Origin of the sequence: Agromyces sp. GXS1127 (assembly GCF_050565425.1) — a bacterium.
Classification (GTDB): Bacteria; Actinomycetota; Actinomycetes; order Actinomycetales; family Microbacteriaceae; genus Agromyces.
In genome coordinates, this window is the sequence record NZ_JBOCIG010000002.1 from 498,225 (window position 1) to 521,589 (window position 23,365).

Annotated in this window: 22 protein-coding genes and 1 tRNA gene; 9 read left to right on the plus strand and 14 right to left on the minus strand. The window is 72.1% G+C overall.

The window, feature by feature from the left end:
* Window positions 1-106 precede the first annotated feature (106 nt).
* Window positions 107-1,309 carry a Na+/H+ antiporter NhaA gene (nhaA, locus tag ACQ393_RS05265; protein ID WP_430645753.1) on the plus strand — a complete coding sequence of 401 codons (1,203 nt, stop codon included), beginning with the start codon at window positions 107-109 and terminating at the stop codon, window positions 1,307-1,309.
* A gap of 24 nt (window positions 1,310-1,333) precedes the next feature.
* Here the strand turns inward: nhaA and ACQ393_RS05270 are convergent, their stop codons facing one another.
* Window positions 1,334-1,996 (minus strand): LysE family transporter, encoded by a 663-nt coding sequence (locus tag ACQ393_RS05270; RefSeq protein ID WP_430645754.1) that lies wholly within the window; start codon window positions 1,994-1,996, stop codon window positions 1,334-1,336.
* 26 nt (window positions 1,997-2,022) lie between these two features.
* Window positions 2,023-5,691, minus strand: a complete 3,669-nt coding sequence (mfd, locus tag ACQ393_RS05275; protein WP_430645755.1) for a transcription-repair coupling factor — start codon at window positions 5,689-5,691, stop codon at window positions 2,023-2,025.
* A gap of 172 nt (window positions 5,692-5,863) precedes the next feature.
* Here mfd and ACQ393_RS05280 point away from each other — a divergent pair, with 172 nt between their 5' ends.
* Both ACQ393_RS05280 and ACQ393_RS05285 read left to right on the plus strand, forming a co-directional pair.
* Complete coding sequence (locus tag ACQ393_RS05280; protein WP_430645756.1) at window positions 5,864-6,550, plus strand: RNase H family protein; 687 nt, start codon at window positions 5,864-5,866, stop codon at window positions 6,548-6,550.
* Window positions 6,551-6,594: 44 nt separating this feature from the next.
* On the plus strand, window positions 6,595-6,864 hold the full coding sequence (locus ACQ393_RS05285) for a hypothetical protein (RefSeq protein WP_430645757.1): 270 nt from the start codon (window positions 6,595-6,597) through the stop codon (window positions 6,862-6,864).
* 22 nt (window positions 6,865-6,886) lie between these two features.
* Here ACQ393_RS05285 and pth read toward each other — a convergent pair whose 3' ends face one another.
* Together pth and ACQ393_RS05295 are read right to left on the minus strand one after the other, a co-directional pair.
* Window positions 6,887-7,507, minus strand: coding sequence for an aminoacyl-tRNA hydrolase (pth, locus tag ACQ393_RS05290; RefSeq protein WP_430645822.1), 621 nt, complete (start codon window positions 7,505-7,507; stop codon window positions 6,887-6,889).
* Window positions 7,508-7,621: 114 nt separating this feature from the next.
* Window positions 7,622-8,260, minus strand: a complete 639-nt coding sequence (locus ACQ393_RS05295) for a 50S ribosomal protein L25/general stress protein Ctc (protein WP_430645758.1) — start codon at window positions 8,258-8,260, stop codon at window positions 7,622-7,624.
* 284 nt (window positions 8,261-8,544) lie between these two features.
* Here ACQ393_RS05295 and ACQ393_RS05300 point away from each other — a divergent pair, with 284 nt between their 5' ends.
* The 5 genes from ACQ393_RS05300 to ACQ393_RS05320 all read left to right on the plus strand — a co-directional run bounded on the left by ACQ393_RS05300 (window position 8,545) and on the right by ACQ393_RS05320 (window position 11,950).
* Window positions 8,545-9,264: a FadR/GntR family transcriptional regulator gene (locus tag ACQ393_RS05300; protein ID WP_430645759.1), complete on the plus strand. Its 720-nt coding sequence runs from the start codon at window positions 8,545-8,547 to the stop codon at window positions 9,262-9,264.
* Between the two features lie 131 nt (window positions 9,265-9,395).
* Complete coding sequence (gene gndA, locus ACQ393_RS05305) at window positions 9,396-10,865, plus strand: NADP-dependent phosphogluconate dehydrogenase (RefSeq protein WP_430645760.1); 1,470 nt, start codon at window positions 9,396-9,398, stop codon at window positions 10,863-10,865.
* A 43-nt stretch (window positions 10,866-10,908) separates the two neighbouring features.
* Window positions 10,909-11,265, plus strand: a complete 357-nt coding sequence (locus ACQ393_RS05310) for a YidH family protein (RefSeq protein ID WP_430645761.1) — start codon at window positions 10,909-10,911, stop codon at window positions 11,263-11,265.
* Window positions 11,262-11,591 (plus strand): DUF202 domain-containing protein, encoded by a 330-nt coding sequence (locus tag ACQ393_RS05315; protein WP_430645762.1) that lies wholly within the window; start codon window positions 11,262-11,264, stop codon window positions 11,589-11,591. The genes ACQ393_RS05310 and ACQ393_RS05315 overlap by 4 nt, the downstream gene beginning before the upstream one ends.
* The gene (locus ACQ393_RS05320; RefSeq protein ID WP_430645763.1) at window positions 11,588-11,950 is read left to right on the plus strand and encodes a hypothetical protein; all 363 of its coding nucleotides are present in this window, start codon (window positions 11,588-11,590) and stop codon (window positions 11,948-11,950) included. The genes ACQ393_RS05315 and ACQ393_RS05320 overlap by 4 nt, the downstream gene beginning before the upstream one ends.
* Window positions 11,951-11,999: 49 nt before the next feature.
* On the opposite strand, the gene ACQ393_RS05325 is transcribed toward ACQ393_RS05320, so the two are convergent.
* From ACQ393_RS05325 to ACQ393_RS05340, 4 genes are all read right to left on the minus strand, one after another.
* Window positions 12,000-13,715 carry a long-chain-fatty-acid--CoA ligase gene (locus tag ACQ393_RS05325; RefSeq protein ID WP_430645764.1) on the minus strand — a complete coding sequence of 572 codons (1,716 nt, stop codon included), beginning with the start codon at window positions 13,713-13,715 and terminating at the stop codon, window positions 12,000-12,002.
* A complete protein-coding gene (locus ACQ393_RS05330) occupies window positions 13,715-14,692 on the minus strand; it encodes a ribose-phosphate diphosphokinase (protein WP_430645765.1) in 978 nt (325 codons plus the stop codon). Before ACQ393_RS05330 ends, ACQ393_RS05325 begins: the two co-directional genes overlap by 1 nt.
* Window positions 14,693-14,726: 34 nt before the next feature.
* Window positions 14,727-16,178 carry a bifunctional UDP-N-acetylglucosamine diphosphorylase/glucosamine-1-phosphate N-acetyltransferase GlmU gene (gene glmU / locus ACQ393_RS05335; protein ID WP_430645766.1) on the minus strand — a complete coding sequence of 484 codons (1,452 nt, stop codon included), beginning with the start codon at window positions 16,176-16,178 and terminating at the stop codon, window positions 14,727-14,729.
* A 1-nt stretch (window position 16,179) separates the two neighbouring features.
* Window positions 16,180-16,251: transfer RNA gene (locus ACQ393_RS05340), tRNA-Gln, on the minus strand.
* Window positions 16,252-16,375: 124 nt separating this feature from the next.
* Between ACQ393_RS05340 and ACQ393_RS05345 the strand changes: the two genes are divergently transcribed.
* Window positions 16,376-16,873 (plus strand): MarR family winged helix-turn-helix transcriptional regulator, encoded by a 498-nt coding sequence (locus tag ACQ393_RS05345; RefSeq protein ID WP_430645767.1) that lies wholly within the window; start codon window positions 16,376-16,378, stop codon window positions 16,871-16,873.
* An 85-nt stretch (window positions 16,874-16,958) separates the two neighbouring features.
* On the opposite strand, the gene ACQ393_RS05350 is transcribed toward ACQ393_RS05345, so the two are convergent.
* The 6 genes from ACQ393_RS05350 to ACQ393_RS05375 all read right to left on the minus strand — a co-directional run bounded on the left by ACQ393_RS05350 (window position 16,959) and on the right by ACQ393_RS05375 (window position 23,350).
* Window positions 16,959-17,618: a methionine ABC transporter permease gene (locus ACQ393_RS05350; RefSeq protein ID WP_430645768.1), complete on the minus strand. Its 660-nt coding sequence runs from the start codon at window positions 17,616-17,618 to the stop codon at window positions 16,959-16,961.
* A complete protein-coding gene (locus tag ACQ393_RS05355) occupies window positions 17,618-18,646 on the minus strand; it encodes a methionine ABC transporter ATP-binding protein (RefSeq protein WP_430645769.1) in 1,029 nt (342 codons plus the stop codon). Before ACQ393_RS05355 ends, ACQ393_RS05350 begins: the two co-directional genes overlap by 1 nt.
* Before the next feature lie 119 nt (window positions 18,647-18,765).
* Window positions 18,766-19,653, minus strand: coding sequence for a MetQ/NlpA family ABC transporter substrate-binding protein (locus tag ACQ393_RS05360; protein ID WP_430645770.1), 888 nt, complete (start codon window positions 19,651-19,653; stop codon window positions 18,766-18,768).
* Between the two features lie 190 nt (window positions 19,654-19,843).
* Window positions 19,844-21,715, minus strand: a complete 1,872-nt coding sequence (locus tag ACQ393_RS05365) for an ABC-F family ATP-binding cassette domain-containing protein (RefSeq protein WP_430645771.1) — start codon at window positions 21,713-21,715, stop codon at window positions 19,844-19,846.
* Between the two features lie 123 nt (window positions 21,716-21,838).
* On the minus strand, window positions 21,839-22,798 hold the full coding sequence (locus ACQ393_RS05370) for a 4-(cytidine 5'-diphospho)-2-C-methyl-D-erythritol kinase (protein ID WP_430645772.1): 960 nt from the start codon (window positions 22,796-22,798) through the stop codon (window positions 21,839-21,841).
* Between the two features lie 9 nt (window positions 22,799-22,807).
* The gene (locus ACQ393_RS05375) at window positions 22,808-23,350 is read right to left on the minus strand and encodes a hypothetical protein (protein ID WP_430645773.1); all 543 of its coding nucleotides are present in this window, start codon (window positions 23,348-23,350) and stop codon (window positions 22,808-22,810) included.
* Window positions 23,351-23,365 lie beyond the last annotated feature (15 nt).

The window sequence follows — 23,365 nt, forward strand, 5'->3', positions numbered from 1 at the left end:
ATAGACTCGACGGCAGGTGTGCCGGGAAGTCTGGTCGGCCGACGCGTCGCGTCGTCGCTGTTCCCGCACGGCTCCGTCGCCGTTCCCGACTCCCCTCAGAGGTGCCATGAACTTCCTCCGCTCCGAGCGCGTCTCCGCGTCGCTCCTGCTCGCCGCCGCCGTGCTCGGCCTCGTGATCGCGAACTCGCCGATCGGGCACGACCTGGTCGAGTTCAAGCACGCGCACCTGGCGGTGCCGTTCACCGGCCTCGACCTCTCGCTCGGGCACTGGGTGAGCGACGGCCTGCTCGCGGTCTTCTTCTTCATCGTCGCCGTGGAGCTCCGGCGCGAGCTCGTGATCGGCGAGCTGAACAGCTTCTCGAAGGCGGCACTGCCCGCCATCGCCGCGCTCGGCGGCGTGGTCGCACCCGCGCTCGTGTTCCTCGCCTTCGCCGGTGCGGGGCCGACCGCCGACGGCTGGCCGATCCCGACCGCGACCGACATCGCGTTCGCCCTCGGCGTGCTCGCGATGTTCGGCCGGTTCATCCCGACGCGCGTCCGGGTGTTCCTGCTCGCCCTCGCCGTGCTCGACGACCTCATTGCGATCCTCATCATCGCGTTCTTCTTCACGAGCGACGCCGACCTCGCCTACCTCGGCTTCGCGGCGATCTCCGTCACGCTGTTCGGCATGATGAGCCGACTGCTCTCGCCGCGCTCGCCCTACGTGCTGGCGCGTCGCCCGCTGTGGCCGGTCATGGTGGCGCTGTGGACGCTCGCCATCCTCACCTGGTCGTTCGTCTACCTCTCGGGCGTGCACGCCACGATCGCGGGCGTCATGCTCGGGCTCGTGATGTCGCGTCGGCCCGCCGGCCGCGCCGTGCACGCGCTGGAGCCGGTCTCGAACGCCGTGATCCTGCCGCTCTTCGCGTTCTCGGCGGCGCTCGTCGCCATCCCCGCGGTGCGGCCGAGCGAACTCGACCCTGCGTTCTGGGGCATCCTCGTCGGGCTGCCCGTCGGCAAGATCGTGGGCATCACCCTGATCGGCGGGATCGCGACCCTCTTCGTGCACCGCCGCACCGGCATCAAGCCGCTGACCTGGTCGGATGTCGCGATGGTGGGCGCCCTCGGCGGCATCGGCTTCACGGTGTCGCTGCTCATGAACGAGCTCGCGTTCCGCGAGTACCCCGAGGTCGCCGACCAAGGCGTCGTCGCGGTGCTCATCGGTTCCGGGATCGCGATCGCGATCTCGGCGGTCTTCGTCAGCCTGAAGTCGCGCGCCTACAAGCGGCGCGGCGCGGCGGAGGGCGTCGGCGGAGCGCTCGCGCACTGAACCGGAGCGGGCGCGGTCGGCCGCTCAGTGCACGAACGCCAGCAGTGCGCCGATCGAGATGAAGAGCACGCCGAACGTCACGTCGATCGTGCGCTGACCCCTCGTCGAACGGGTGAACCGTCGCATGCCGTGCGCGGCGATCGCGAAGAACCCCCACATCACGATGACGTCCACCGCGACGACGGTGGCGGCCACGACGGCGTACTGCGGCAGCAACGGCAGGTCGGGACGGATGAACTGCGGCAGGAAGGCGAGGAAGAAGACGATCGCCTTGGGGTTCAGCAGGTTCACCCACAGGCCCCTGCGGAACATCGACCAGCGCGATCCGGTCGCCGTCGGCGGCGCCGCGGCGTCCGGGCCGTCGACCGCGTCGACGCCGGCGTCGTCCTCGGGCGGATCGACGGGCGTGCGCAGGATCTGCCGCACGCCGAGATAGACCAGGTAGGCGGCCCCGGCGTACCGGATGACGTCGAAGGCCACCGGCGAACTCGCGACCAGGACGCCCACACCGAGCGCGACGATCGCGATGTGCACGACGAGCGCCGCCTGCTGGCCGAGGATGCCCCAGATCGAGCGGCGGAACCCGTGGCTGAGCGCGTTGCCCATCGTGTTGATCGCCCCGGCTCCGGGGGTGAAGCTGATCGCGAAGCAGGCCGCGAGCAGCGTGATCCAGAGCGAGAACGACACCGGCACAGCGTAGCCGGGCCGCCCGGCTACGCTTCAGCCGTGGCGGGCTCTGCGGCCGCCGTCTCGGTCGGGAAGATCACGCCGATCAGGTTCGACACCCACTCGATGAGGTCGGCGTCGCCCGGCGCCTCGCCGCCCGGCGTCGGGAACGGCACGAGGATCACGTCGTTCTGTGCGAAGAGCTTCGCCCCCGGGTACATCCGCTCGAGCCGCACCCGGCGCGAGTCGGGCAGCTTCGCCGGCGCGAGCCGCAACTTGGATCCGGTCGCGATGACATCGGAGAGCCCTGCGAGCTGCGCCCTCCGACGCAGCCGCGAGACCGCGACGAGATGCTCGACGGCCTCCGGCAGCTCGCCGTAGCGGTCGACGAGCTCCTCGACCACGAGCTCGATCTGGCCGTCCTTCGCGGCAGGCCCGCTCGCGGCCGAGAGCTTCTGGTACGCCTCGAGGCGCAGTCGCTCGCTGTCGACGTAGTCCTCGGGAATGTGCGCGTCGACGGGCAGCTCGAGCCGGAGCTCGGTCTGCCCCTCGGCCACGTCGCCGCGGAACGCGTTCACGGCCTCGCCGATCATGCGCAGGTAGAGGTCGAAGCCGACGCCCGCGATGTGGCCGGCCTGCTCGGCGCCGAGCAGGTTGCCCGCCCCCCGGATCTCCAGGTCCTTCAGCGCGACCTGCATGCCGCTGCCGAGCTCGTTGTTCGCCGCGATCGTCGACAGCCGGTCGTGGGCGGTCTCGGAGAGCGGCTTCGCCGGGTCGTAGAGGAAGTACGCGTACGCGCGCTCGCGCCCACGGCCGACCCGGCCGCGCAGCTGGTGCAGCTGCGAGAGGCCGTACTTGTCGGCGCGGTCGATGATGATCGTGTTCGCGTTGGAGATGTCGAGCCCGGTCTCGATGATCGTCGTCGAGACGAGCACGTCGAACTTGCGCTCCCAGAAGTCGACGACGATCTGCTCGAGCGCGTGCTCGTTGAGCTGGCCGTGCGCGACGGCGATGCGGGCCTCGGGCACGAGCTCGGCGAGCTGGGCCGCGACGCGGTTGATCGACGAGACCCGGTTGTGCACGAAGAACACCTGGCCCTCGCGGAGCATCTCGCGGCGGATCGCCGCGGCGACCTGCTGGTCGGTGTACGGTCCGACGAAGGTGAGGATCGGATGCCGGTCCTCCGGCGGCGTCGCGAGGGTCGACATCTCGCGGATGCCGGTGACGGCCATCTCGAGCGTGCGCGGGATCGGCGTCGCGCTCATCGCGAGGATGTCGACGTTGGTCTTCAGCTTCTTGAGCTGGTCCTTGTGCTCGACGCCGAAGCGCTGCTCCTCGTCGATGATCATGAGCCCCAGGTCTTTGAAGGAGACCTTCTCGGTGAGGATGCGGTGCGTGCCGATGACCATGTCGACCGTGCCGTCGGCGAGGCCCGCGACGGTCTCGCGCACCTCCTTGTCGGTCTGGAAGCGGCTGAGCGCGCGCACGTGCACGGGGAACCCGGCGAACCGCTCGGAGAACGTCTCCAGGTGCTGGCGCACGAGCAGCGTCGTCGGCACGAGCATCGCGACCTGCTTGCCGTCCTGGATGGCCTTGAACGCGGCGCGGACCGCGACCTCGGTCTTGCCGAAGCCGACGTCGCCGGCCAGCAGTCGGTCCATCGGGATCGGCCGCTCCATGTCGGCCTTGACCTCGTCGATCGTCTGCAGCTGGTCGGGCGTCTCGGCGTACGGGAACGCCTCCTCCAGCTCGTGCTGCCACGGCGTGTCCTGCCCGAAGGCGTGGCCCTTGGCCGCCATCCGCGCCGAGTAGAGCTTGACGAGCTCGACCGCGATGTCGCGCACCGCCTTGCGGGCGCGGCTCTTCGCCTGCGACCAGTCGCTGCCGCCCATCTTGGAGAGCGACGGCGCCTCGCCGCCGACGTAGCGGCTCAGCAGGTCGAGCTGGTCCATCGGCACGTAGAGCCGGTCGCCGGACTGGCCGCGCTTGGACGGCGCGTACTCGAGCACGACGTACTCGCGGACGGTCTTCGGCGCCTGCTTGATGCCCGCGGTGCGGCTCGGCCCCGTCGGCCTGGCGCCGGCCGCGACCTCGCGCTGCACGAGCTCGACGAACCGGCCGATGCCGTGCGTGGAATGCACGACGTAGTCGCCGGCCTTGAGCTGGAGCGGGTCGACGACGTTGCGACGGCGGCTCGCGAGCTTCTTGACCTGGCGCGTGTCGTACCCGGCGGAGCGGCCGTAGAACTCGGCCTCGGCGATGAGGCCCAGCTTCGCTTCGGGCACCTCGAAGCCCGCGGCGGCCTGGGCCTGCACGAGGAACGCGACGCCCGGCTCGAGCTCGTCGGGCACCGACTCGACGATGCGCCCCGCGAGACCGTGCTCGGCGAGCACGTCGCGGGCGCGCTCGACGAGGCCGTGCCCGGCGGCCGCGACCACGAGGCTCCAGCCGTCGCGCAGCCGCTCGCCGACGTGGGCGACCGCGCCCTCGACGTTGCCCTGGAAGCTCGGCACGGTCGTGGCCGCGACCCGCACGTACGCGGCATCCGCCCCACCCGCGGTCTCGCCGACGGCCTCGGCCGCGTCGCCCTGGTCGAAGCTCGAGAAGGTCCACCACACGCGGTCGGGGTCGGACGCACCGGGCGCGCTGTACAGGACCGACTCGCGGAGCGCCCGGAGCGTGAGGAAGTCGCCCGCGGCGAGGTCGATGGGTGCGGCGGCACCCGCGGTCGCGGCGTCCCACGCCGCCGCCAGGAACTCGCGGTTCGTCTCGCCGAGGCTGACGGCGCGGCTCGCGACCCGCTCGGGACCGACGACCGCCACCGCGGCCCCCTCGGGCAGGTAGGAGGTGACGGGCACGAGGCGCTCGAGCAGGGCGGGCGCGAGCGATTCCATGCCCTCGACGGGGATGCCCTCGGCGATGCGCTCGAGCATGCCCGACAGGTTGGGGAACTCGTGCACCATCTCGCGGGCGCGCTGGCGCACCGGCTCGGTGAGCAGCAGCTCGCGGCTCGGGGCGAGGAGGACGCGCTCGACCTCGTCGGGCAGCGAGCGCTGGTCGGCCACCGAGAACGCGCGCAGTTCTTCGACCTCGTCGCCGAAGAAGTCGACGCGCACCGGGTGGTCGGCCGTCGGCGGGAAGACATCGAGGATGCCGCCGCGCACGGCGAACTCGCCGCGCCGCGAGACCATGTCGACGCGCGCGTACGCGAGGTCGACGAGCCGCAGTGCGATGTCGGAGAGGTCGTGCCCGCGGCCGCCTGCGGCCAGTTCGACGGGTGCCAGGTCGGCGAGGTTGTCGGCGACCGGCTGCAGTGCGGCCCGCACCGAGGCGACGACGACGAGCGGATGCCTCGTGCCCTCGGCGCTCCATGTCGCCATCCGCCGGATCGCGTGCAGGCGCCGGCCGACCGTCTCGGCGCTCGGACTCAGCCGCTCGTGCGGCAGCGTCTCCCACGCGGGGAACTCGAGGATCTCGGCGCCGTCGAGGTACGGGGCGATCGCGTGGCGGAGCGACTCCCCCTCGCGGCTCGTCGCGGTGACGACGAAGAGGACGGGCGGGTGGCCGTTCGCGGCGCGGCGGCCGAGCAGGCCGGCGAGGAGCGGCGCGTCGAGCCCGGCGGGCGCGGAGAAATCGGCGTTCCGCTCCGCCTCCGCCAGGGCTCGATCGATCGTGGAGGCGCGCGAAAGCGCCGTGTTCAAGCCCTGCAGGATCACCGGAGCAGTCTACGCGCGCCCGCCGACACGCCGCCGGGGGGCGTCGGTCGCGCGCCGGTCGCCGCGGTCGCCGCGGTGGGCCGCCGCGCGCTCGACGAGAAGCGCCGGCGAGAAGCGGTCGGCGGCCGCCGATAGCATGGTCGCCGCCCGCCCCCATCGGAAGGACCACCGCATGATCATCGCCGCCGCCGACGGTTCGGCCCTCGGCAATCCCGGCCCCGCGGGCTGGGCCTGGTACGTCTCCGACGACTGCTGGGCGGCGGGCGGGTGGCCCCGGGCGACGAACAACCAGGGCGAGCTGACCGCGGTGCTCGAGCTGTTCCGCGCGACCGCGCACCTCGACGACGAGCTGCTCGTGCAGTGCGACAGCCAGTACGTGATCAACTCGGTGACGAAGTGGATGGCAGGCTGGAAGCGCAAGGGATGGCGCAAGGCCGACGGCTCCCCCGTGCTGAACCGCGAGCTGCTCGAACAGCTCGACGAGGCCCTGACCGGTCGGCGCTTCCGCTTCGAGTGGGTGCGCGGGCACGTCGGCCACCCGATGAACGAGGCCGCCGACCTGCGCGCCCGGTCGGTCGCGGAGGCCTACCGCAGCGGCAGTGAGATCCCCGCGGGCCCCGGTTGGACCGGCGACTGCGAGCCGGCCGTCGAGGTCGTCTCACCCGAGCCGGCGGCGCCGGCCGCCTCGGCGCTCGCCGACCGGGAGGCCGAGGATGCGGCCCTGTTCGACTTCGACGATCCGGCCGCCGACTGGCGCACCCTCTCGCTGGAGCTCACCACCGAGGAGCACACGCGGCTCGTCGAGCGGGCCCGTGCCGCCGGCCTCACGCCTGAGGAGTTCCTCCGCGGCCTCATCTAGCGCCGCGCTCACCGCTCCGAGCGGCGGACACGAGATAATGGAGCATGTCTTCCACTGTCGAACGCCGTTCCAACCCGACTGCCTGGGCCGCGTTCTGGGTCGCCCTGGCCGGCCTCGTGCTCATGCCCATCCCGCTCTTCATCGGGCTGATCCTCGGGGGCGGCCTCTCGATCATCGCGGCGATCCTCGCGGTGATCGCCCTCTTCAAGGGGCTCGCACGCAGCGGCACGGGGATCGCGCCCGTCGTCTTCGCGGCGATCTTCATCGCCCTCACGTGGGGCGGCATCTCGGTCGGGGGCGGCACGATCTGGTAGCGAGCGGCCGCGAGTCCGGCCCCTAGGCCGGCGAGTGGAACCGTTGCTGCGCCGCCACCAGGCCGTCGGAGACGATCGCCTCGACGGCGTCCGCCGCGTCGGACAGCAGGTTCGGCAGGTCGGCGCGCTCGGGGCCCGCGAAGTCGCGCAGCACGTAGTCCGCGGCATCCATCCGCCCGGGCGGGCGGCCGATGCCGACCCTGACGCGCGTGAAGTCGGGCGAGCCCGCGGCCTTCTGGATGTCGCGCAGGCCGTTGTGGCCGCCGTGGCCGCCGCCGCGCTTCAGCCGCACGGTGTCGAACGGGATGTCGAGCTCGTCGTGCACGACGATGAGCCGGTCGACGCCGAGCGAGTAGAACTTCAGCAGCGCTGACACCGGGCCGCCCGAGGTGTTCATGTAGCTGTCGGGCTTGGCGAGGACGAGCTTCGGCCGGCCCGGGCCGAGGAAGCCCTCGGCGACGCGCGAGGGCGTCTTGTGGCTCTTGAACGTCGCGCCGATGCGCGAGGCGAGCTCGTCGGCGACCATCTGGCCGACGTTGTGCCGGTTGCCGGCGTACTGCGCGCCGGGGTTGCCGAGGCCGATCACGAGCCAGGTGTTCTCGGACACGGCCTCGTCCTTCCGACGGTGCAGGAGGCGGTCGATGAGGTTCACGGATGCCTCCGGGCTGGGGTGGTCAGGAACGGCGGAGGGCCCGCGGCCCCGCGCTCCGAGCGTACCCGGATGCGGCGCCGCGAGCCCTCGCGACGAAGGGTCGTCCTACTCGGCCGACTCGCCCGCGGCGGCAGCCTCCTCAGCGGGGGCGGCCTCGGCGGCCTCCTCGCCCTCGGCGGCCTCGGGCTCCTCGCCCAGGTCGACCTTCTGCGGCACGTGCACGTTGATGACGAGGGTCTCGGGGTCGCTGACGAGGGTGGCGCCCTTGGGCAGCTCGATGTCGCTGGCGAGCAGCTTCGTGCCCTCCTCGAGGCCCTCGACGCTCACGACGACGTTCTCGGGGATGTGGGTCGCCTCGACCTCGAGCGAGAGCGTGACCGCGTCGAGGTCGGCAATGGTGCCGGCGGCCGGCTCGCCCTCGACGTGCACGGGGACCTCGACCTGGACCTTCTCGCCGCGCTTCACGACGATGAGGTCGATGTGCTCGATGACCTGGTGCACCGGGTCCTTCTGCACGTCCTTGACGAGTGCGAGCTGGCTCTTGCCCGAGATCTGCAGGTCGAGCACGGCGTTCGCCTTGCGGATGAGCAGCGCGGTCTCGTGGCCCGGGAGGGTGAGGTGCTTGGGCTCGGTGCCGTGGCCGTAGAGCACGGCGGGGATCTTGTGGGCGGCGCGGATCTTGCGCGCCGCGCCCTTGCCGAACGTCTCGCGCTCCTCGGCGACGATCTTGTTGTCTTCGTCCATGATGGTGGCTCCTTGCGGGCTCGCGGCCCAGAGTGGGTTTCCGTTGTCTCAACTCGAACGCCCGGGGCTGCGTGCGCAGCCAGCGTGAGGAACAGCCGTGAGTCTGGTTCCACCGCGTCGATAACGGATGCCGCACCGGGACGGACCCGGCTCCGGCGGCATCCCTCGCCGAAGTTCAATGGGTCAGTCTAGCGGATGTCGCCGCCGCGCGACGCGTCGACCGCCGGCGCGACCCGTGGACGAGTCGGATCGGTCCCGCGCAGTGCCGCCGATATGCTCGCCGCATGGGTTCCCGCCTGCACGACCTGGCCGTCGAGCACCTCGGCTCGCGGATCGTGTCGGGCGAACTCGAGCCCGGCGCGATCCTCCGCACGGAGGTGCTCGAGGCCGATCTCCGCGTGTCGCGATCCGTCGTCCGGGAGGCGGTCCGCGTCGCGCAGTCGCTCGGGCTCGTGGAGTCGGTGCGGCGGGTCGGCATCCGCGTGCGGCCCCGGTCCGCCTGGAACCTCTTCGATCCCTCGGTGATCCGGTGGCGGCTGCAGTCCGAGCAGAAGGGCGCACAGCTGCGCTCGCTCACCGAGCTGCGCACGGCGGTCGAGCCCCTCGCGGCCGAGCTCGCGGCGCGGTTCGCGACGCCCGCACAGGGCGCCGAGCTCATGGGCATCGCCGCTGCGATGCGCGCGGCCGGGCGCGCGGGCGACGCCGGGGCCTTCCTCGCCCACGACGTCGAGTTCCACCGGGCCGTGCTGCGCGGCTCCGGCAACGAGATGTTCGCGGCGCTCGGCGACGCGGTCGGCGAGGTGCTGCACGGTCGGGCGTCGAGCGGGCTGATGCCCGCGCATCCCAGCGAGGAGGCGATGCAGTGGCACGTCGACGTCGCCGACGCGATCCTCGCCGGCCGGGCGGAGGGCGCACGGGAGGCGATGCTCCGGGTGCTGGGCCGCACGGCCGACGACGTCGAGCGAACGTGGCGCGACGTCCCTCGCGCGGCACCGTCGACCTGATCGGCGTCACACCGCGGCATCCGGTTTCAAATCATATTTATTGGATGCGATACTGGTTGGCGTCTGATTCTCGACCGGCGCCGCCCTGCTAGCGTGGTGCCGGAAACCGCACCGACGCAGGAGCCACGAGCATGCCCGAGAGCACCACCACCGCCAGCGCCAACATCGGGGTCGTCGGCCTCGCCGTCATGGGGTCCAACCTCGCTCGCAACCTCGCGAGCCGCGACGGCAACACGGTCGCGGTCTTCAACCGCTCCCCCGAGCGCACGCATACCCTCACGGGCGAGCACCCCGAGGCCGGGTTCGTCGCCTCCGAGAGCTACGACGACTTCGTCGCCTCGCTCGCGAAGCCCCGCACCGCGATCATCATGGTGCAGGCCGGCCGGGGCACCGACGCCGTGATCTCGGAGCTCGTGCAGCGCTTCGAGCCGGGCGACATCATCGTCGACGGCGGCAACGCGAACTTCCACGACACCATCCGCCGCGAGGCCGAGATCAAGCCGACCGGCATCCACTTCGTCGGCGCCGGCATCTCGGGCGGCGAGGAGGGCGCGCTGCACGGCCCGTCGATCATGCCCGGCGGCTCGGCCGAGTCGTACGAGACGCTCGGCCCGATCCTCGCCTCGATCGCGGCCGTCGCCGAGGGCGAGCCGTGCGTGACCCACATCGGCACCGACGGCGCGGGCCACTTCGTCAAGATGGTGCACAACGGCATCGAGTACGCCGACATGCAGCTCATCGCCGAGGCCTACGACCTCATCCGCCGCGGCACCGGCAAGAGCCCCGCGGAGATCGCCGACGTCTTCGCCGAATGGAACACCGGCGAGCTCGAGAGCTACCTGATCGAGATCACCGCCGAGGTGCTCCGCCAGGTGGATGCCGCGACCGGGCAGCCGCTCGTCGACGTCATCCTCGACGAGGCGGGCGCCAAGGGCACGGGCGCCTGGACGGTGCAGAACGCGCTCGACCTCGGCGTGCCCACCTCGGGGATCGCCGAGGCCGTGTTCGCCCGCTCGCTGAGCTCGAAGCGCGCGCAGCGCGAGGCCGCGGCCGACCTTCCCGGCCCCGACGAGGCGTGGACCGTCGCCCCCGAGGACGCCGACGCGTTCATCGAAGACGTCCGGAAGGCGCTGTACGCGTCGAAGATCATCGCGTACTCGCAGGGCTTCGACGAGATCATCGCGGGCGCCGAGCAGTTCGGCTGGGACGTGCACAAGGGCGACGTGGCGAAGATCTGGCGCGCCGGCTGCATCATCCGCGCCCGCTTCCTCAACCGCATCGCCGAGGCCTACGCCGACGACCCGTCCCTCGTCGCCCTCGCCGTCGCGCCGTACTTCCGCGACGCGATCGCGGGCGGCCAGTCCGCATGGCGCCGCGTCGTCGCGACCGCCGCCCAGGCCGGCATCCCCACGCCCGCGTTCTCGTCGTCGCTCGCGTACTACGACGGCCTGCGCGCCGACCGCCTTCCGGCGGCACTCGTGCAGGGGCAGCGCGACTTCTTCGGCGCGCACACCTACAAGCGCGTGGACAAGGAGGGCGTCTTCCACACCCTCTGGTCGGGCGACCGGAGCGAGATCGAGACCACGCCGTCGTCGCACTGAGCGATACTGACCTGACGGAACCCACGCGGGGAAGGGGGGCGCGGTGCGCGAACCGGCATGGCGCCGTGACGGCGAGGACCCGGACTACCGGTTCACGCTGGCCAACGAGCGCACCTTCCTCGCGTGGATCCGCACCGCGCTCGCGCTGCTCGCCGGCGCGGTGCTGCTCGACCAGTTCGCGACCGCCCTCGAGCCGCGCGTCGCAGTGCTGGTGCTCGCGATCGCCCTCGCGGTGGCCGCCGGCGTGCTGAGCGTCGGTGCGTACACGCGGTGGCGCGCCAACGAGATCGCCATGCGGAGGAACGGACCGCTCCCGTTCAGCTGGGTGCTCCCGCTGATCTCGGCGATCGGGCTCCTCGGGGCCGCCGTGCTCGCGGTGCTCTTCGTGGTGACGGCATGACGGAGGCCGTCGCCCGCGACCCGGGCCTGCAGCCCGAGCGCACCGCGCTCGCGTGGTCGCGGACGTCGTTCGCCGTCGCGGTGAACGCGCTCCTGGTGCTGCGCGAGGGGCTCGTCAGCGAGACGACCTCGCTCGTGGCGGCATCCGTCGTGCTCTTCGCGGGCGCTGCCACGATCCTCGCCGTGGGTTGGCAGCGCCGGCGTGCGCTCGCCGCCGCAGCGGTTCCCCTGCCTCTCCCGCTGCCGATGGCGTGGACCGTGCTCGGTGCCACGCTCCTCGCCTGCGCGGCGGCGACCTGGTCGATCCTCGCGAGCACGCCGTGGTGAACGCCGGGCCCGCGAGCGGGTGGGAGGAATCCGGGGAGCTCGACGACGGCCCCGTCGTCGGCGCTCGACGTCGCCGCATCACGCGGATCGCCGTCGTGCTCGCGCTCGTCGCGATGGTGCTGCCCCTCGTGCTGTCGGCGTTCGGCGTCGCCCGTGCCGCCGCGGCGAACGCGTGCGCCGCGTACGTCGGCGACCTCAGCCTGCTCGACGACCCGCGGGTGGAGTTCGACCTGTTCGCCGAGGGCGGGCCCGGTTGGCTCTGCGTGGCCGTCTCGCCCTCGGGAACGAGCACGGTGATCGGAAACCTCGGACTGATGCCCGCCTCCCCGAAGCCGGCCGCGCCGGGGCGCGAGGCGTAGCGGACCGGGATCGCGCCGCGCTGCGCGCGGGATCGCGGGCCGGTCCGCGTCAGTCGGCCTCGGCCGCGCCCGCGTGCAACTGCTCGCGCACCTGGCGACGGATCACCTTGCCGATGAGCGAGCGAGGCAGGTCGTCGACCGCCACCACGCGTCGCGGCACCTTGTACGGCGTCAGCCGGTCGCGCACCGCGGTGCGGATGCCCTCGGCGTCGAGCGTCGCGCCGGGGACGAGCACGACCGCCGCGACGACCTCCTCGCCGGAGCGCTCGTCGGGCATGCCCACGACGGCGCAGTCGGCGACGTCCGGGTGCTGGCGGATCGCATCCTCGACCTCGCTCGGCGCGACGTTGAAGCCGCCCGTGATGATGAGCTCCTTGATGCGGTCGACGATGCGGACGAAGCCGTCCTCGTCGATCGTGACGATGTCGCCGGTGCGGAACCAGGGTGCACCGCCCGCGGGATCGTCGACGAAGACCGCGGCGGTCTCCTCCGGCTTGTGCCAGTACCCGCTGAAGACCTGCGGCCCGCGCACGATCAGCTCGCCGCGCTCGCCCGCGGGCACGTCGTTCATCGGAGCGTCGGGATCGACGACGCGGCACTCGGTGTCGGGCAGGGGGAGCCCCACGGTGCCCGCCTTGCGGGTCGGCGCGACCGGGTTCGCCATCAGCACGGGCGAGCACTCCGAGAGTCCGTAGCCCTCGACGAGGTAGCCGCCGGTCTTCTCCTCCCACGGCTCGACGACGGAGGCCGCCAGCGGCATGGCGCCCGAGATCGCGATGCTGATGCCCTCGAGCGAGACCCCCTGCTCGGCCGCGGCGGCGGTGAGACGCTCGTAGATCGGCGGCACGGCGGGAAGGAAGGTCGGCGGATGGCGCTTCACGACCTTCAGCACGAGGTCGGGGTCGAAGCGCGGGAACAGCACGAGCCGCGAGCCCATGCTCATCGCGAACGTGAGGCACAGCGTGAGGCCGTACGCGTGGAACATCGGCAGCACCGCGTAGACCACGGACGTGCCGCGCTCGATGCCGGGCGCCCACGAGCGCGCCTGCGCGGCGTTCGCGAGGAGGTTGGCGTGCGTGAGCGCGGCGCCCTTCGGGCTGCCCGTCGTTCCGCTCGTGTACTGGATCAGCGCCACGTCGCCCACCCGCGGCGCGTGGATGTGCGGTGCGATGCGATCGGATGCCACGAGCTCGCGCCACGGCACGGTGCCCTGCACGCTCGTGGTGAGCGCAGCTCGCGACTCGCGGGCCTTCGCGATCGGCAGGCGCAGTGCGATCCGGGTGGTGAACGGCATCGCCCGGGTGACGTCGACCGACACGATGTGGCGCATCGCGAGGTCGTCGGGGAAGTCCTGGATCGTCGCGACCACCTTGTCCCATGCGATCACGACGCGAGCGCCGTGGTCCTCGAACTGGTGGCGGAGCTCGCGCGGCGTGTACAGCGGGTTGTGCTCGACGACGATCGCGCCGAGCCGGAGCACCGCGTAGAACGCGACGATGTGCTGCGGGCAGTTCGGCAGCACGATCGCGACCGGGTCGCCGGCCTGGACGCCGAGCCGGCGCAGGCCCTCGGCCGCGCGGTCGATCTGCTCGCCGAGCTCGGCGTACGAGGTGACGCGGCCGAAGAACTCGAGCGCGGGACGGTCCGGGTACTGCTCCACCGTGTCGTGGATCAGGTCGATGAGCGAACCCGTCGGTGCGGGCAGCGTGTGCGGAACCCCCGGCGCATAGCTCTCCAGCCAGGGCTTCGCCGCGGCATCCGCCATCAGGCCGCCCCGTCGAACATGCTCGTGACCGAGCCGTCCTCGAAGACCTCGTGGATGGCGCGGGCGAGGAGCGGCGCGATCGGGAGCACCGTGAGGCGGTCCCAGCGCTTCTCCTCGGGGACGGGCAGCGTGTCGGTGACGACCACGCGGTCGATGAAGTCGGACTGCAGGATCTCGGTCGCCGGGTTCGAGAACACGGCGTGCGTGGCGGCCACGACGACGCCGGTGGCGCCGTTCGCCTTCAGTGCCTCGGCCGCCTTGACGATCGTGCGGCCGGTGTCGATGAGGTCGTCGACGAGGAGGCACACGCGCCCCTCGACCTCGCCGACGATCTCGTGCACCGAGACCTGGTTCGGCACGAGCGGGTCGCGCCGCTTGTGGATGATCGCGAGCGGGGCGCCGAGCTTGTCGGACCAGATGTCGGCGACGCGGACGCGGCCCATGTCGGGTGAGACGACCGTCAGGCTCTCGGGGTCGAGGGAGTTCTTGAACTCCTCGAGCAGCACGGGCATCGCGAACAGGTGGTCGACGGGCCCGTCGAAGAAGCCCTGGATCTGTGCGGCGTGCAGGTCGACCGACATGATGCGGTCGGCGCCGGCGGCCTTGTAGAGGTCGGCGACCAGCCGTGCGGAGATCGGCTCGCGGCCGCGGCCCTTCTTGTCCTGCCGCGCGTAGGGGTAGAACGGGGAGACGACGGTGATGCGCTTCGCGGAGGCGCGCTTCAGCGCGTCGACCATGATGAGCTGCTCCATGAGCCACTCGTTGATGGGCGCCGCGTGCGACTGGATGACGAACGCGTCGGAGCCGCGCACGCTCTCGTCGTAGCGCGCGTAGAGCTCGCCGTTCGCGAAGGTGCGGGCGTCGGTCGGGACCAGCTCGCTGCCGAGCTCGGCGGCGATGTGCTTCGCGAGCGCCGGATGCGCGCGCCCCGACACGAGGACGAGCCGCTTCGATCCGGTGGTCTCGATTCCCGACATGGTCACTGTCCTTCCCACCGGCCCGGCCGGGATCCTATTCGGCATCGCTCGCGTCGGACCCGGCGGCCCCGCGCGCGGCCTCGGCCGCCTGCGCGGCCGCGGTTCCGGCGCGGTGCTGCTGGACCCATCCGTCGATGTTGCGTTGCGGGGCGACGTTCACGCCGAGCGCACCGGCCGGCACGTCCTTGCGGACGACCGTGCCTGCCCCCGTGTACGCCCCGTCCCCAATCGTAACGGGCGCGACGAAGACGCCGTGCGAGCCGGTCCGCACGTGCGAGCCGATCGTCGTGCGGTGCTTCTCGACGCCGTCGTAGTTGGCGGTGATCGAGCCGGCGCCGACGTTGGAGCCCTCGCCGATCTCGGTGTCGCCGATGTAGGACAGGTGCGGCACCTTGCTGCCCGCGCCGATGTGCGCGTTCTTCGTCTCGACGAACGTGCCGATCTTGCCGTCGGCGTCGAGCACCGTCCCTGGGCGCAGGTACGCGAACGGGCCGACCGAGGCTCCGGCGCCGATCACGGCCAGCGTGGCATCCGTGCGCTTCACCTCGGCGCGCTCGCCGACCTCGCAGTCGACGAGCGTCGTGTCGGGCCCGACGACGGCGCCGGTCGCGATGGCGGTCGCGCCCCTCAGCTGCGTTCCCGGGCGGACGGTCACGTCGGGCTCGATGCGCACGGCGAGGTCGATCCAGGTCGTCGCCGGGTCCTCGATCGTCACGCCGTTCAGCTGCCAGCCGCGCACGATGAGCGCGTTCAGGCGGGCTGCGGTCTCGGAGAGCTGTGCGCGGTCGTTGACGCCCGCGACCAGCCACGGCTCCGACACCGGACGCGCCTTCACCTCGGACCCGGCCGCGCGGAGCAGCGCGATGATGTCGGTCAGGTACTTCTCGCCCTGCGCGTTCTCGGTCGTGAGGTTGGCGAGCTGGTCGCGGAGCGCGGCCACACCGAACGCGTAGACGCCCGCGTTGATCTCATCGATCGCGAGCTCGTCGTCGGTGGCGTCCTTCTGCTCGACGATGCGGTCGAAGGCGCCCTCGGCGCTGCGGACGATGCGGCCGTACCCGGTCGGGTCGTCGTAGCGGGCCGACAGCACGGATGCCGCGAGCGCATCGGCGCGGTGCCGCTCGAGCATCTCGGCGAGGGTCGAGGCGTTCAGGAGCGGCACGTCGCCGTTCAGGACCAGCACGTCGCCGTCGAAGTCGTCGGGCAGCGCCGCGATGGCCTGCTCGACCGCGCGGCCGGTGCCGGGGACCTCGTCCTGGTCGACGATGACCGCCTCGGGCAGCTCGGCCTGGATCGCGTCGGCGACGAGGTCGCGCTCGTGCCGGACGACCGCGACGACGTGCTTCGCGTCGAGCGCGCGGGCCGTGGCGAGCACGTGCGCGATGATCGGCGCCCCGGCCAGCGGGTGCAGGATCTTCGGCGTCGCCGACTTCATGCGGGTGCCCTGACCCGCTGCCAGCACGATGATTGCGAGATTGTCGTCCATGCTCCGCCACCAGGATTCGAACCTGGTCCTCACAGCTCCAAAGGCTGTCGTGCTGCCGTTACACCATGGCGGACCGCGCCCGGGCGCAGGCCGTTCGGCCCGCGGGCGCCGCCCACAAGTCTGCCACGCGGCATCCGGCCACCCGAACGCACGGGGCCGCGCGACCGGCCGCCGCGGCCGGTGGGATACTGGGCGGCATGACGACCGGCGACCAGGACGAGGTGGACCGCATCGTTGACGACTGGGAGCGCGAGCGGCCCGACCTCGACTTCGCGCCGTTGCAGGTGTTCTCCCGTGTCGGGCGGCTCGCGAAGCTGCTCGACCGGGCGCGCAAGCAGGCGTTCGAGCGCTCCGAGCTCGAGTCGTGGGAGTTCGACGTGCTCTCGGCGCTGCGTCGCGCGGGCACGCCGTTCCGCCTGCCGCCGAAGGCCCTGCTCGCGCAGACGCTCGTCTCGAGCGGCACGATGACGAACCGCATCGACCGGCTCGTCGCGCGCGGGCTCGTCACCCGCCAGACCGATCCGCACGACGGCCGCGGCATCCTCGTCGAGATGACGCCCGCGGGGCTCACGCGCGTCGACGCGGCGATCACCCGCCTCGTCGACTCCGAATCGGAACTGCTCGCCGGACTCCCGCCCGCGGAGCAGCGCCGGCTCGCCGCACTCCTCCGGAAGCTGTCGCGCGGCTTCGCCTGAACTGCGGGCGGATGCCGCGGCCGAGCCGCGCACGCCGGCGTCGCGCCGTCGCACTGCCCGCCGCCGCGGCATCCGTTCGCCCCTGCTAGCGCCGCAGCACCCGCCGCGCGAGCCAGTTGCCCACGTACTGCACGACCTGCACGAACACGACGATGAGCAGCACCGCCGCCCACGTGACGACGGGCTCGAACTGCCGGAAGCCGTACAGCTGCGCGAAGTAGCCGAGGCCGCCGCCGCCGATGAGGCCCGCCATGGCCGACATGTCGATCACCGCGATGACGATGAACGTGTAGCCGAGGATCAGCGGCCCGAGCGCCTCCGGGACGACGACCGTGCCGAGGATGCGCCACGGGCCGGCGCCCATCGATCGGGCCGCCTCGATCACGCCGGGCCGCACGGTGAGCAGGTTCTGCTCCACGATGCGCCCGATCGCGAACGACGCGGCGAGGGAGAGCGCGAAGATCGCGGCATCCGTGCCGATGCCCACGCCGATGACCGCGCGCGTGAGCGGCTGCACCGCGGCGATGAAGATGATGAACGGGATCGGCCGGAAGAAGTTGATCACGACGTTGAGCACGTTGTTCACGACCGCGTTCGGCAGGAGGCCGCCGCGACGGGTCGCGTAGAGCCCGATGCCGAGCAGGAACCCGCCAGCGCCGCCGATGAGCATCGTGAGCGCGACCATGTAGAGGGTCTCGCCCGCGGCCGCCCAGAACTCGGGGCCGAGCTCGAGGAGCCGGTCCATCAGCGCACCTCCGTGACGTCGGCGTGACGGGCGACCTCGGCGAGCGCGCGGTCGATCGCCGCGTCGTCGCCGCGCACGGCGAGCGTCAGGTGGCCGAACGCTCGGCCGCGGATGTCGTTGATGCCGCCGTACACGAGCTCGAACTCGAGCCCCGCCTCGGCGAGGTCGAGGAAGACGCGCGCCTGCGACGCGTCGCCGTCGCGGAACGAGCACGTGATGATCCGCCCCTCGTGCCGCTCGCGGAGCACCGCGAGCTCGGCGGGCGAGGGCACGCCCTTGATCACCGTGCCGACGAACTTCTGCGACGACGGATGCCGCGGGGCGGAGAACACGTCGAAGACGTCGCCGTGCTCGATGACCCGGCCCCGGTCCATCACGGCGACCTTCGTCGCGATCGACTGGATCACGTCCATCTCGTGGGTGATGACGATGATCGTGACGCCCTGCTCCCGGTTCACGCGCTTGAGGAGCGCGAGCACCTCCTGCGTCGTCTCGGGGTCGAGCGCGCTCGTCGCCTCGTCGGCGACGAGGATGCGCGGCCGGGTCGCGAGCGCGCGGGCGATGCCGACGCGCTGCTTCTGCCCGCCCGAGAGCTGGTCGGGACGAGCACCGGCCTTGTCGGAGAGGCCCACGAACGCGAGCAGCTCGTCGACGCGGGCGCGGATGTCGGCCTTCGCCCACCCCGCGACCTTCAGCGGGTACGCGACGTTGCCGCGCACGGTCTTCGCCTCGAACAGCTCGAACTGCTGGAAGATCATGCCGATGCCGAGGCGGATGCCGCGGAGCTCGCGCTCGCGGAGACCGGTGATCTCACGGCCGTCGATGCGGATCGAGCCGCTCGTGGCGGGCTCGAGCGCGTTGACGAGACGCACGAGCGTCGACTTGCCGGCGCCCGAGTAGCCGATGATGCCGTAGACCTCGCCGGCCTCGATCACGAGGGAGACGTCGTCGACGGCGGTGACGGCCTCGGTGCCGCGGACGGTTGGCGGGTAGGACTTGGTGACGTGCTCGAGGGTGACGAGCGCCATGGGTACTCCTTGCATGAGCCGTCCCCGGTGGTCGAGTCGCGCCGGAGTCGCGTACCGAGACCCCGCACGGGTCCCGATACGGACGCTGCGCGGCCTCCTCGACCACCGGGGCCGTGGGGTCAGCCCTGGGCGCGGGTGTCGTCCTCGACCGTGGCGAGCGAGTCGACGAGCTCCTCGACCGGCGTCGTGAGTGCGACGGCGGTGTCACCCGAGGCCTCGAGCAGGCCCGCCTGCACCTCGGGGTCGGTCTGGAAGATCTCGACGAGCTTCAGGTACGTCTCGTTCTCGGCGTCGTCGGCGCGGGCGGCGAAGATGTTGACGTACGGCAGCGCGTTCGGGTCGCTCGGGTCGTCCTGCGCGATCGCGTCGGCGAAGGTCAGCCCGGCGTCCTGCACGAAGTCGTTGTTGATGATCGCCGCCGCGACGTCGGGCAGGCTCGTCGGCGTGAGCGACGCCTCGAGCGGCGTGACCTTCACCTTGGAGTCCGCCTCGACGATGTCGTCGACCGTCGAGAAGATCGAGCCGCCGCCGTCGAGCTCGATGAGCCCCGCCGACTGCAGCACGAGGAGCGCACGGGCGAGGTTCGAGGGGTCGTCGGGCACGGCGACGGTCTCGCCGGCGGGGATGTCCTCGACCGACCCGTACTCCAGCGAGTAGAGGCCGAGCGGGTAGATCGCGGTCGCGCCGACCGGCGTGAGGTCGGCGTCGGCCGAGACGTTGTAGTCGGCGAGGTAGACGATGTGCTGGAACTGGTTGAGGTCGAGCTCGCCCTCGGTGAGCGCAGGGTTGGGCTGCGTGTAGTCGGCGAAGTCGACGAGCTCGATCTCGATGCCCTCCTCCGCGGCGGCCTCCTCGAACGCCGGCCACTGGGGGTCGGACTTGCCGACGACGCCGATGCGGACGACGTCGTCGCCCTCGGCGGCGCCCGCCGAGGAGCAGGCGGCGAGGCCGATGACGAGCGGTGCTGCGGCGAGCGCGGCGATGAGCTTGACGGTGGTGCGAGGCATGGCGGAGTTCCTTTTCACGAGTCGGCGCGCGCGATCGGATGCTGGTGGCGGTGGTGCCTCGGACATGACGAACCCCACCGCTGGTGGCGGTGGGGCCTCGTTGCCGCGTTCGCGGGCGCATCTCAACGGTAAGCGAAGGATCTGCGCCCGAATGACCACATGGTCATCGATCGTCACAGATCCTGCGATCTCAACCCTCGAGTTGCTCGGATACTTCGAGCCAACGCGTCTCGAGCTCGGCGACGGAGTCTTCGAGTGACCGCAGTTCGTCGCCGAGGGCGCCGAGCCCGACGTAGTCGGACTGGTCGTGGCGTGCCATCCGCTCGTGCTGCTCGGCGATCTGCGTCTGCAGCCTCTCGAGCTTCCGGTCGATCGACGAGAGCTCCTTCTCGGCCGCGCGGCGATCGGCACCCGTGAGGGCGGGGGCGGGTCTCGATACGCTGCCTTCGGCTGCGACTCGACCAACGGTCGCCTCCGGTGGTCGAGGAGCACCCGGCGAAGCCGAGCGCGTGTCGAGACCCGCCCGCCGCAGCTCGAGGTACTGCTCGACCCCGCGCGGCAGGTCGCGCAGGTGCCCGTCGAGGATCGCGACCTGACGGTCGGTCACCCGCTCGACGAGGTACCGGTCGTGGCTCACGACGAGCAGCGTGCCGGGCCACGCGTCGAGCAGGTCCTCGATCGCGGCGAGCATGTCGGTGTCGAGGTCGTTCGTCGGCTCGTCGAGGATCAGCACGTTCGGCTCCTGCAGCAGGATCAGCAGGAGCTGCAGCCGCCGCTTCTGGCCGCCCGAGAGGTCCTTCACGGGCGTCGCGAGCTGCTGGCTCGTGAATCCGAGCCGCTCGAGGAGCTGGCCGGGCGTGAGCTCGACGGCCTTCGACCCCGAGCCGAAGACGTAGCTCGTCTTCTGTGCGGCGACGACCGCGCTCACGCGCTCGTCGGCCCAGTCGGCGAGCTCGGCCAGCTCCTGGCTGAGCACGGCGATCTTCACGGTCGTGCCGCGCTTGACCCGGCCGGTCGTCGGCTGCACCTCGCCCGTGACGAGCTTCAGCAGCGTCGACTTGCCGGCGCCGTTCACGCCGAGGATGCCGGTCCGTTCGCCGGGCGCGATGCGCCACTCGAGCTCGTGCAGCACGGCCCGGGTCGCCGGCGCGCCGGGCGCGGCATCCCGCACCGGATACTCGACGGTGACGTCGAGCAGATCGACGACGTCCTTGCCGAGCCGCGACACCGCGAGGCGGTTGAGCTCGATCGGGTTGCGGACGGGCGGCTCGTTCTCGATGAGCTGGTTCGCGGCCTCGATGCGGAACTTCGGCTTGCTGGTGCGCGCGGGCGCCCCGCGGCGGAGCCACGCCAGCTCCTTCCGCATGAGGTTCTGGCGCTTGGCCTCGGATGCCGCGGCCATCCGGTCGCGCTCGACCCGCTGCAGCACGTACGCGGCATAGCCGCCCTCGAAGGGCTCGACGATGCGGTCGTGCACCTCCCACGTGGCGGTGCACACCTCGTCGAGGAACCAGCGGTCGTGCGTGACGACGACGAGCGCGCCGTCGCTCGCGGCCCAGCGGCCCTTCACGTGCCGCGCGAGCCAGGCGATGCCCTCGACGTCGAGGTGGTTCGTCGGCTCGTCGAGGAACAGCACGTCCCAGTCGCCCACGAGGAGCGCCGCGAGCCCCACCCGCCGGCGCTGGCCGCCCGACAGGTCGCCCACGCGGCCGTGCCACGGCACGTCGGCGAGGAGGCCGGCGATCACGTCGCGCACCTTCGCGTCGCCCGCCCACACGTGCTCCTCGATGCCGCCGACGACGGCGTCGGCGACCGTCAGGGCGGGGTCGATGGCGTCCGCCTGGTCGAGCACGCCGATGCGCACGCCGCGCCGCACGGTCACGCGCCCGCCGTCGGGCTCGAGCCGCCCCGCGAGCAGCTTCAGCAGCGTCGACTTCCCGTCGCCGTTGCGCCCGACGATGCCGATGCGATCCCCCTCGTCGATGCCGAGGGTGACCTCGTCGAAGACGACGCGCGTGGGGAACTCGAGGTGCAGGCGCTCGGCGCCGAGGAGGTGTGCCATGTCGCGGTCAACCCTACTGATCGTCGAGGACGCGATCGGCATCCTTTCGACCGCGACGGGCGCGAAGGCGCGCCTCGAGGTCCCGCGGCCCCGCGGGGCGCCCGGCAGTGCGAGGGCCTCGCGTCAGAAGGGCAGCACGCGCGCCCCGTGCACGGGCCCGTGCACGTGCAGCGCCGTGAGGCCCGCGGCCGACAGCGCGACCTGGAGCTCGAGTGCGCCGTCGGCGTCGTCGACGAGGAACGCGACGGTCGGCCCGGACCCGGAGACGATCCCGGCGAGTGCGCCGTTCTCCTCGCCGAGGTCGAGCACGCTCGCGAGGCGCCCAGCCAGCCCGACGGCGGCGGCCTGCAGGTCGTTGTGCAACGCCGCGGCGAGCCGGCGCGGGTCGCCGGCTCGCAGCGCGTGCAGCACCGCGGCGTCGACGGTCGGCGAGTCGAGGGCGCTCCACGCGCCGTGGTGCCCGTCGCGCCACTCGGCCTCCAGGCCGGCCTCGCGACGTCGGTCGAGTTCGCCGTAGACGGCGGGCGTCGAGAGCCCGTAGTCGGCGATCGCGAGCACCCAGTGGAACGAGCCGGTGGCGAGCGCGGGACTCAGCCGGTCGCCGCGGCCGGTGCCGATCGCGGTGCCGCCCGTGAGCGCGAACGGCACGTCGGCGCCGAGCGACGCGGCGAGCGCGTGCAGCTCCTCCTTGGGCAGCGCCGTGCCCCAGAGCGCGTCGCAGGCGACGAGCGCGCCCGCGGCATCCGCGGAGCCGCCGCCCATGCCGCCGGCGATGGGCACGTGCTTGTCGATCTCGAGGCGCACGCCGCCGGGGACGCCCGCGTGGCGGGCGAGCAGCTTCGCGGCGCGGATCGCGAGGTTCGAGGCATCCGTCGGCAGACCCGTCGTGTCGACCGACCCGGCGAACGCCACGGAGAACTCGTCGTCGGGCCACGCCCGGATGTCCTCGTAGAGCGACACGGCCTGGTACGCGGTCGCGACGTCGTGGTAGCCGTCGTCGTCGAGTGCGCCGACCCGCATGAAGAGGTTGATCTTCCCGGGGGCTCGGACGTGCACGGCCGCATCGGTCGCCGGGAACACCATGGGACCACGCTAGCCGACGCGGGAGAGCCAGTCGCGCATGCTCCGCTTCACCTCGGCGACGCGCGAACCGTCGGGCATCCGTCCCCACGTCAGCGAGATCGACGACCGTCCCGCACCGCGCGGGCTCGATCCGGCGAGCACGAATTCGCCGCCGTCGAGCGGGAACCGGGCCGTGGGGTTCCTGGCCGTGGTGTTCCGCGCGAGCGGCTGCGCGTCGAGCTCGACGGCGACGACCTCGACGAGCGCGTGCAGCGCCGCCACGGCGTCGAGCGCCACGGTGCGCGACACGCTCGCCTCGAACGAACCGTCCTGTCGCTGGCCGGGCGATCGGATGCCGCGCGACTGCTCGTACGCGACCGTCAGGTGCTGGGACCACCAGGGGTCGACGCCCTGCTCCCCCGCGAGCCACGCGGCCGTCGCGGCGTGCGTCCACTCGCCGGCGCCGGCCTCGTCGAGCAGGTCGAACCACTCGACGCGGTCGCGACCGGTCGCCTCGCGGACCGAGGCGTCGCCGACGCCGTCCCGGCTGGATCCCACGCTGGCCTCGCCCATGCCGACACGGTACCG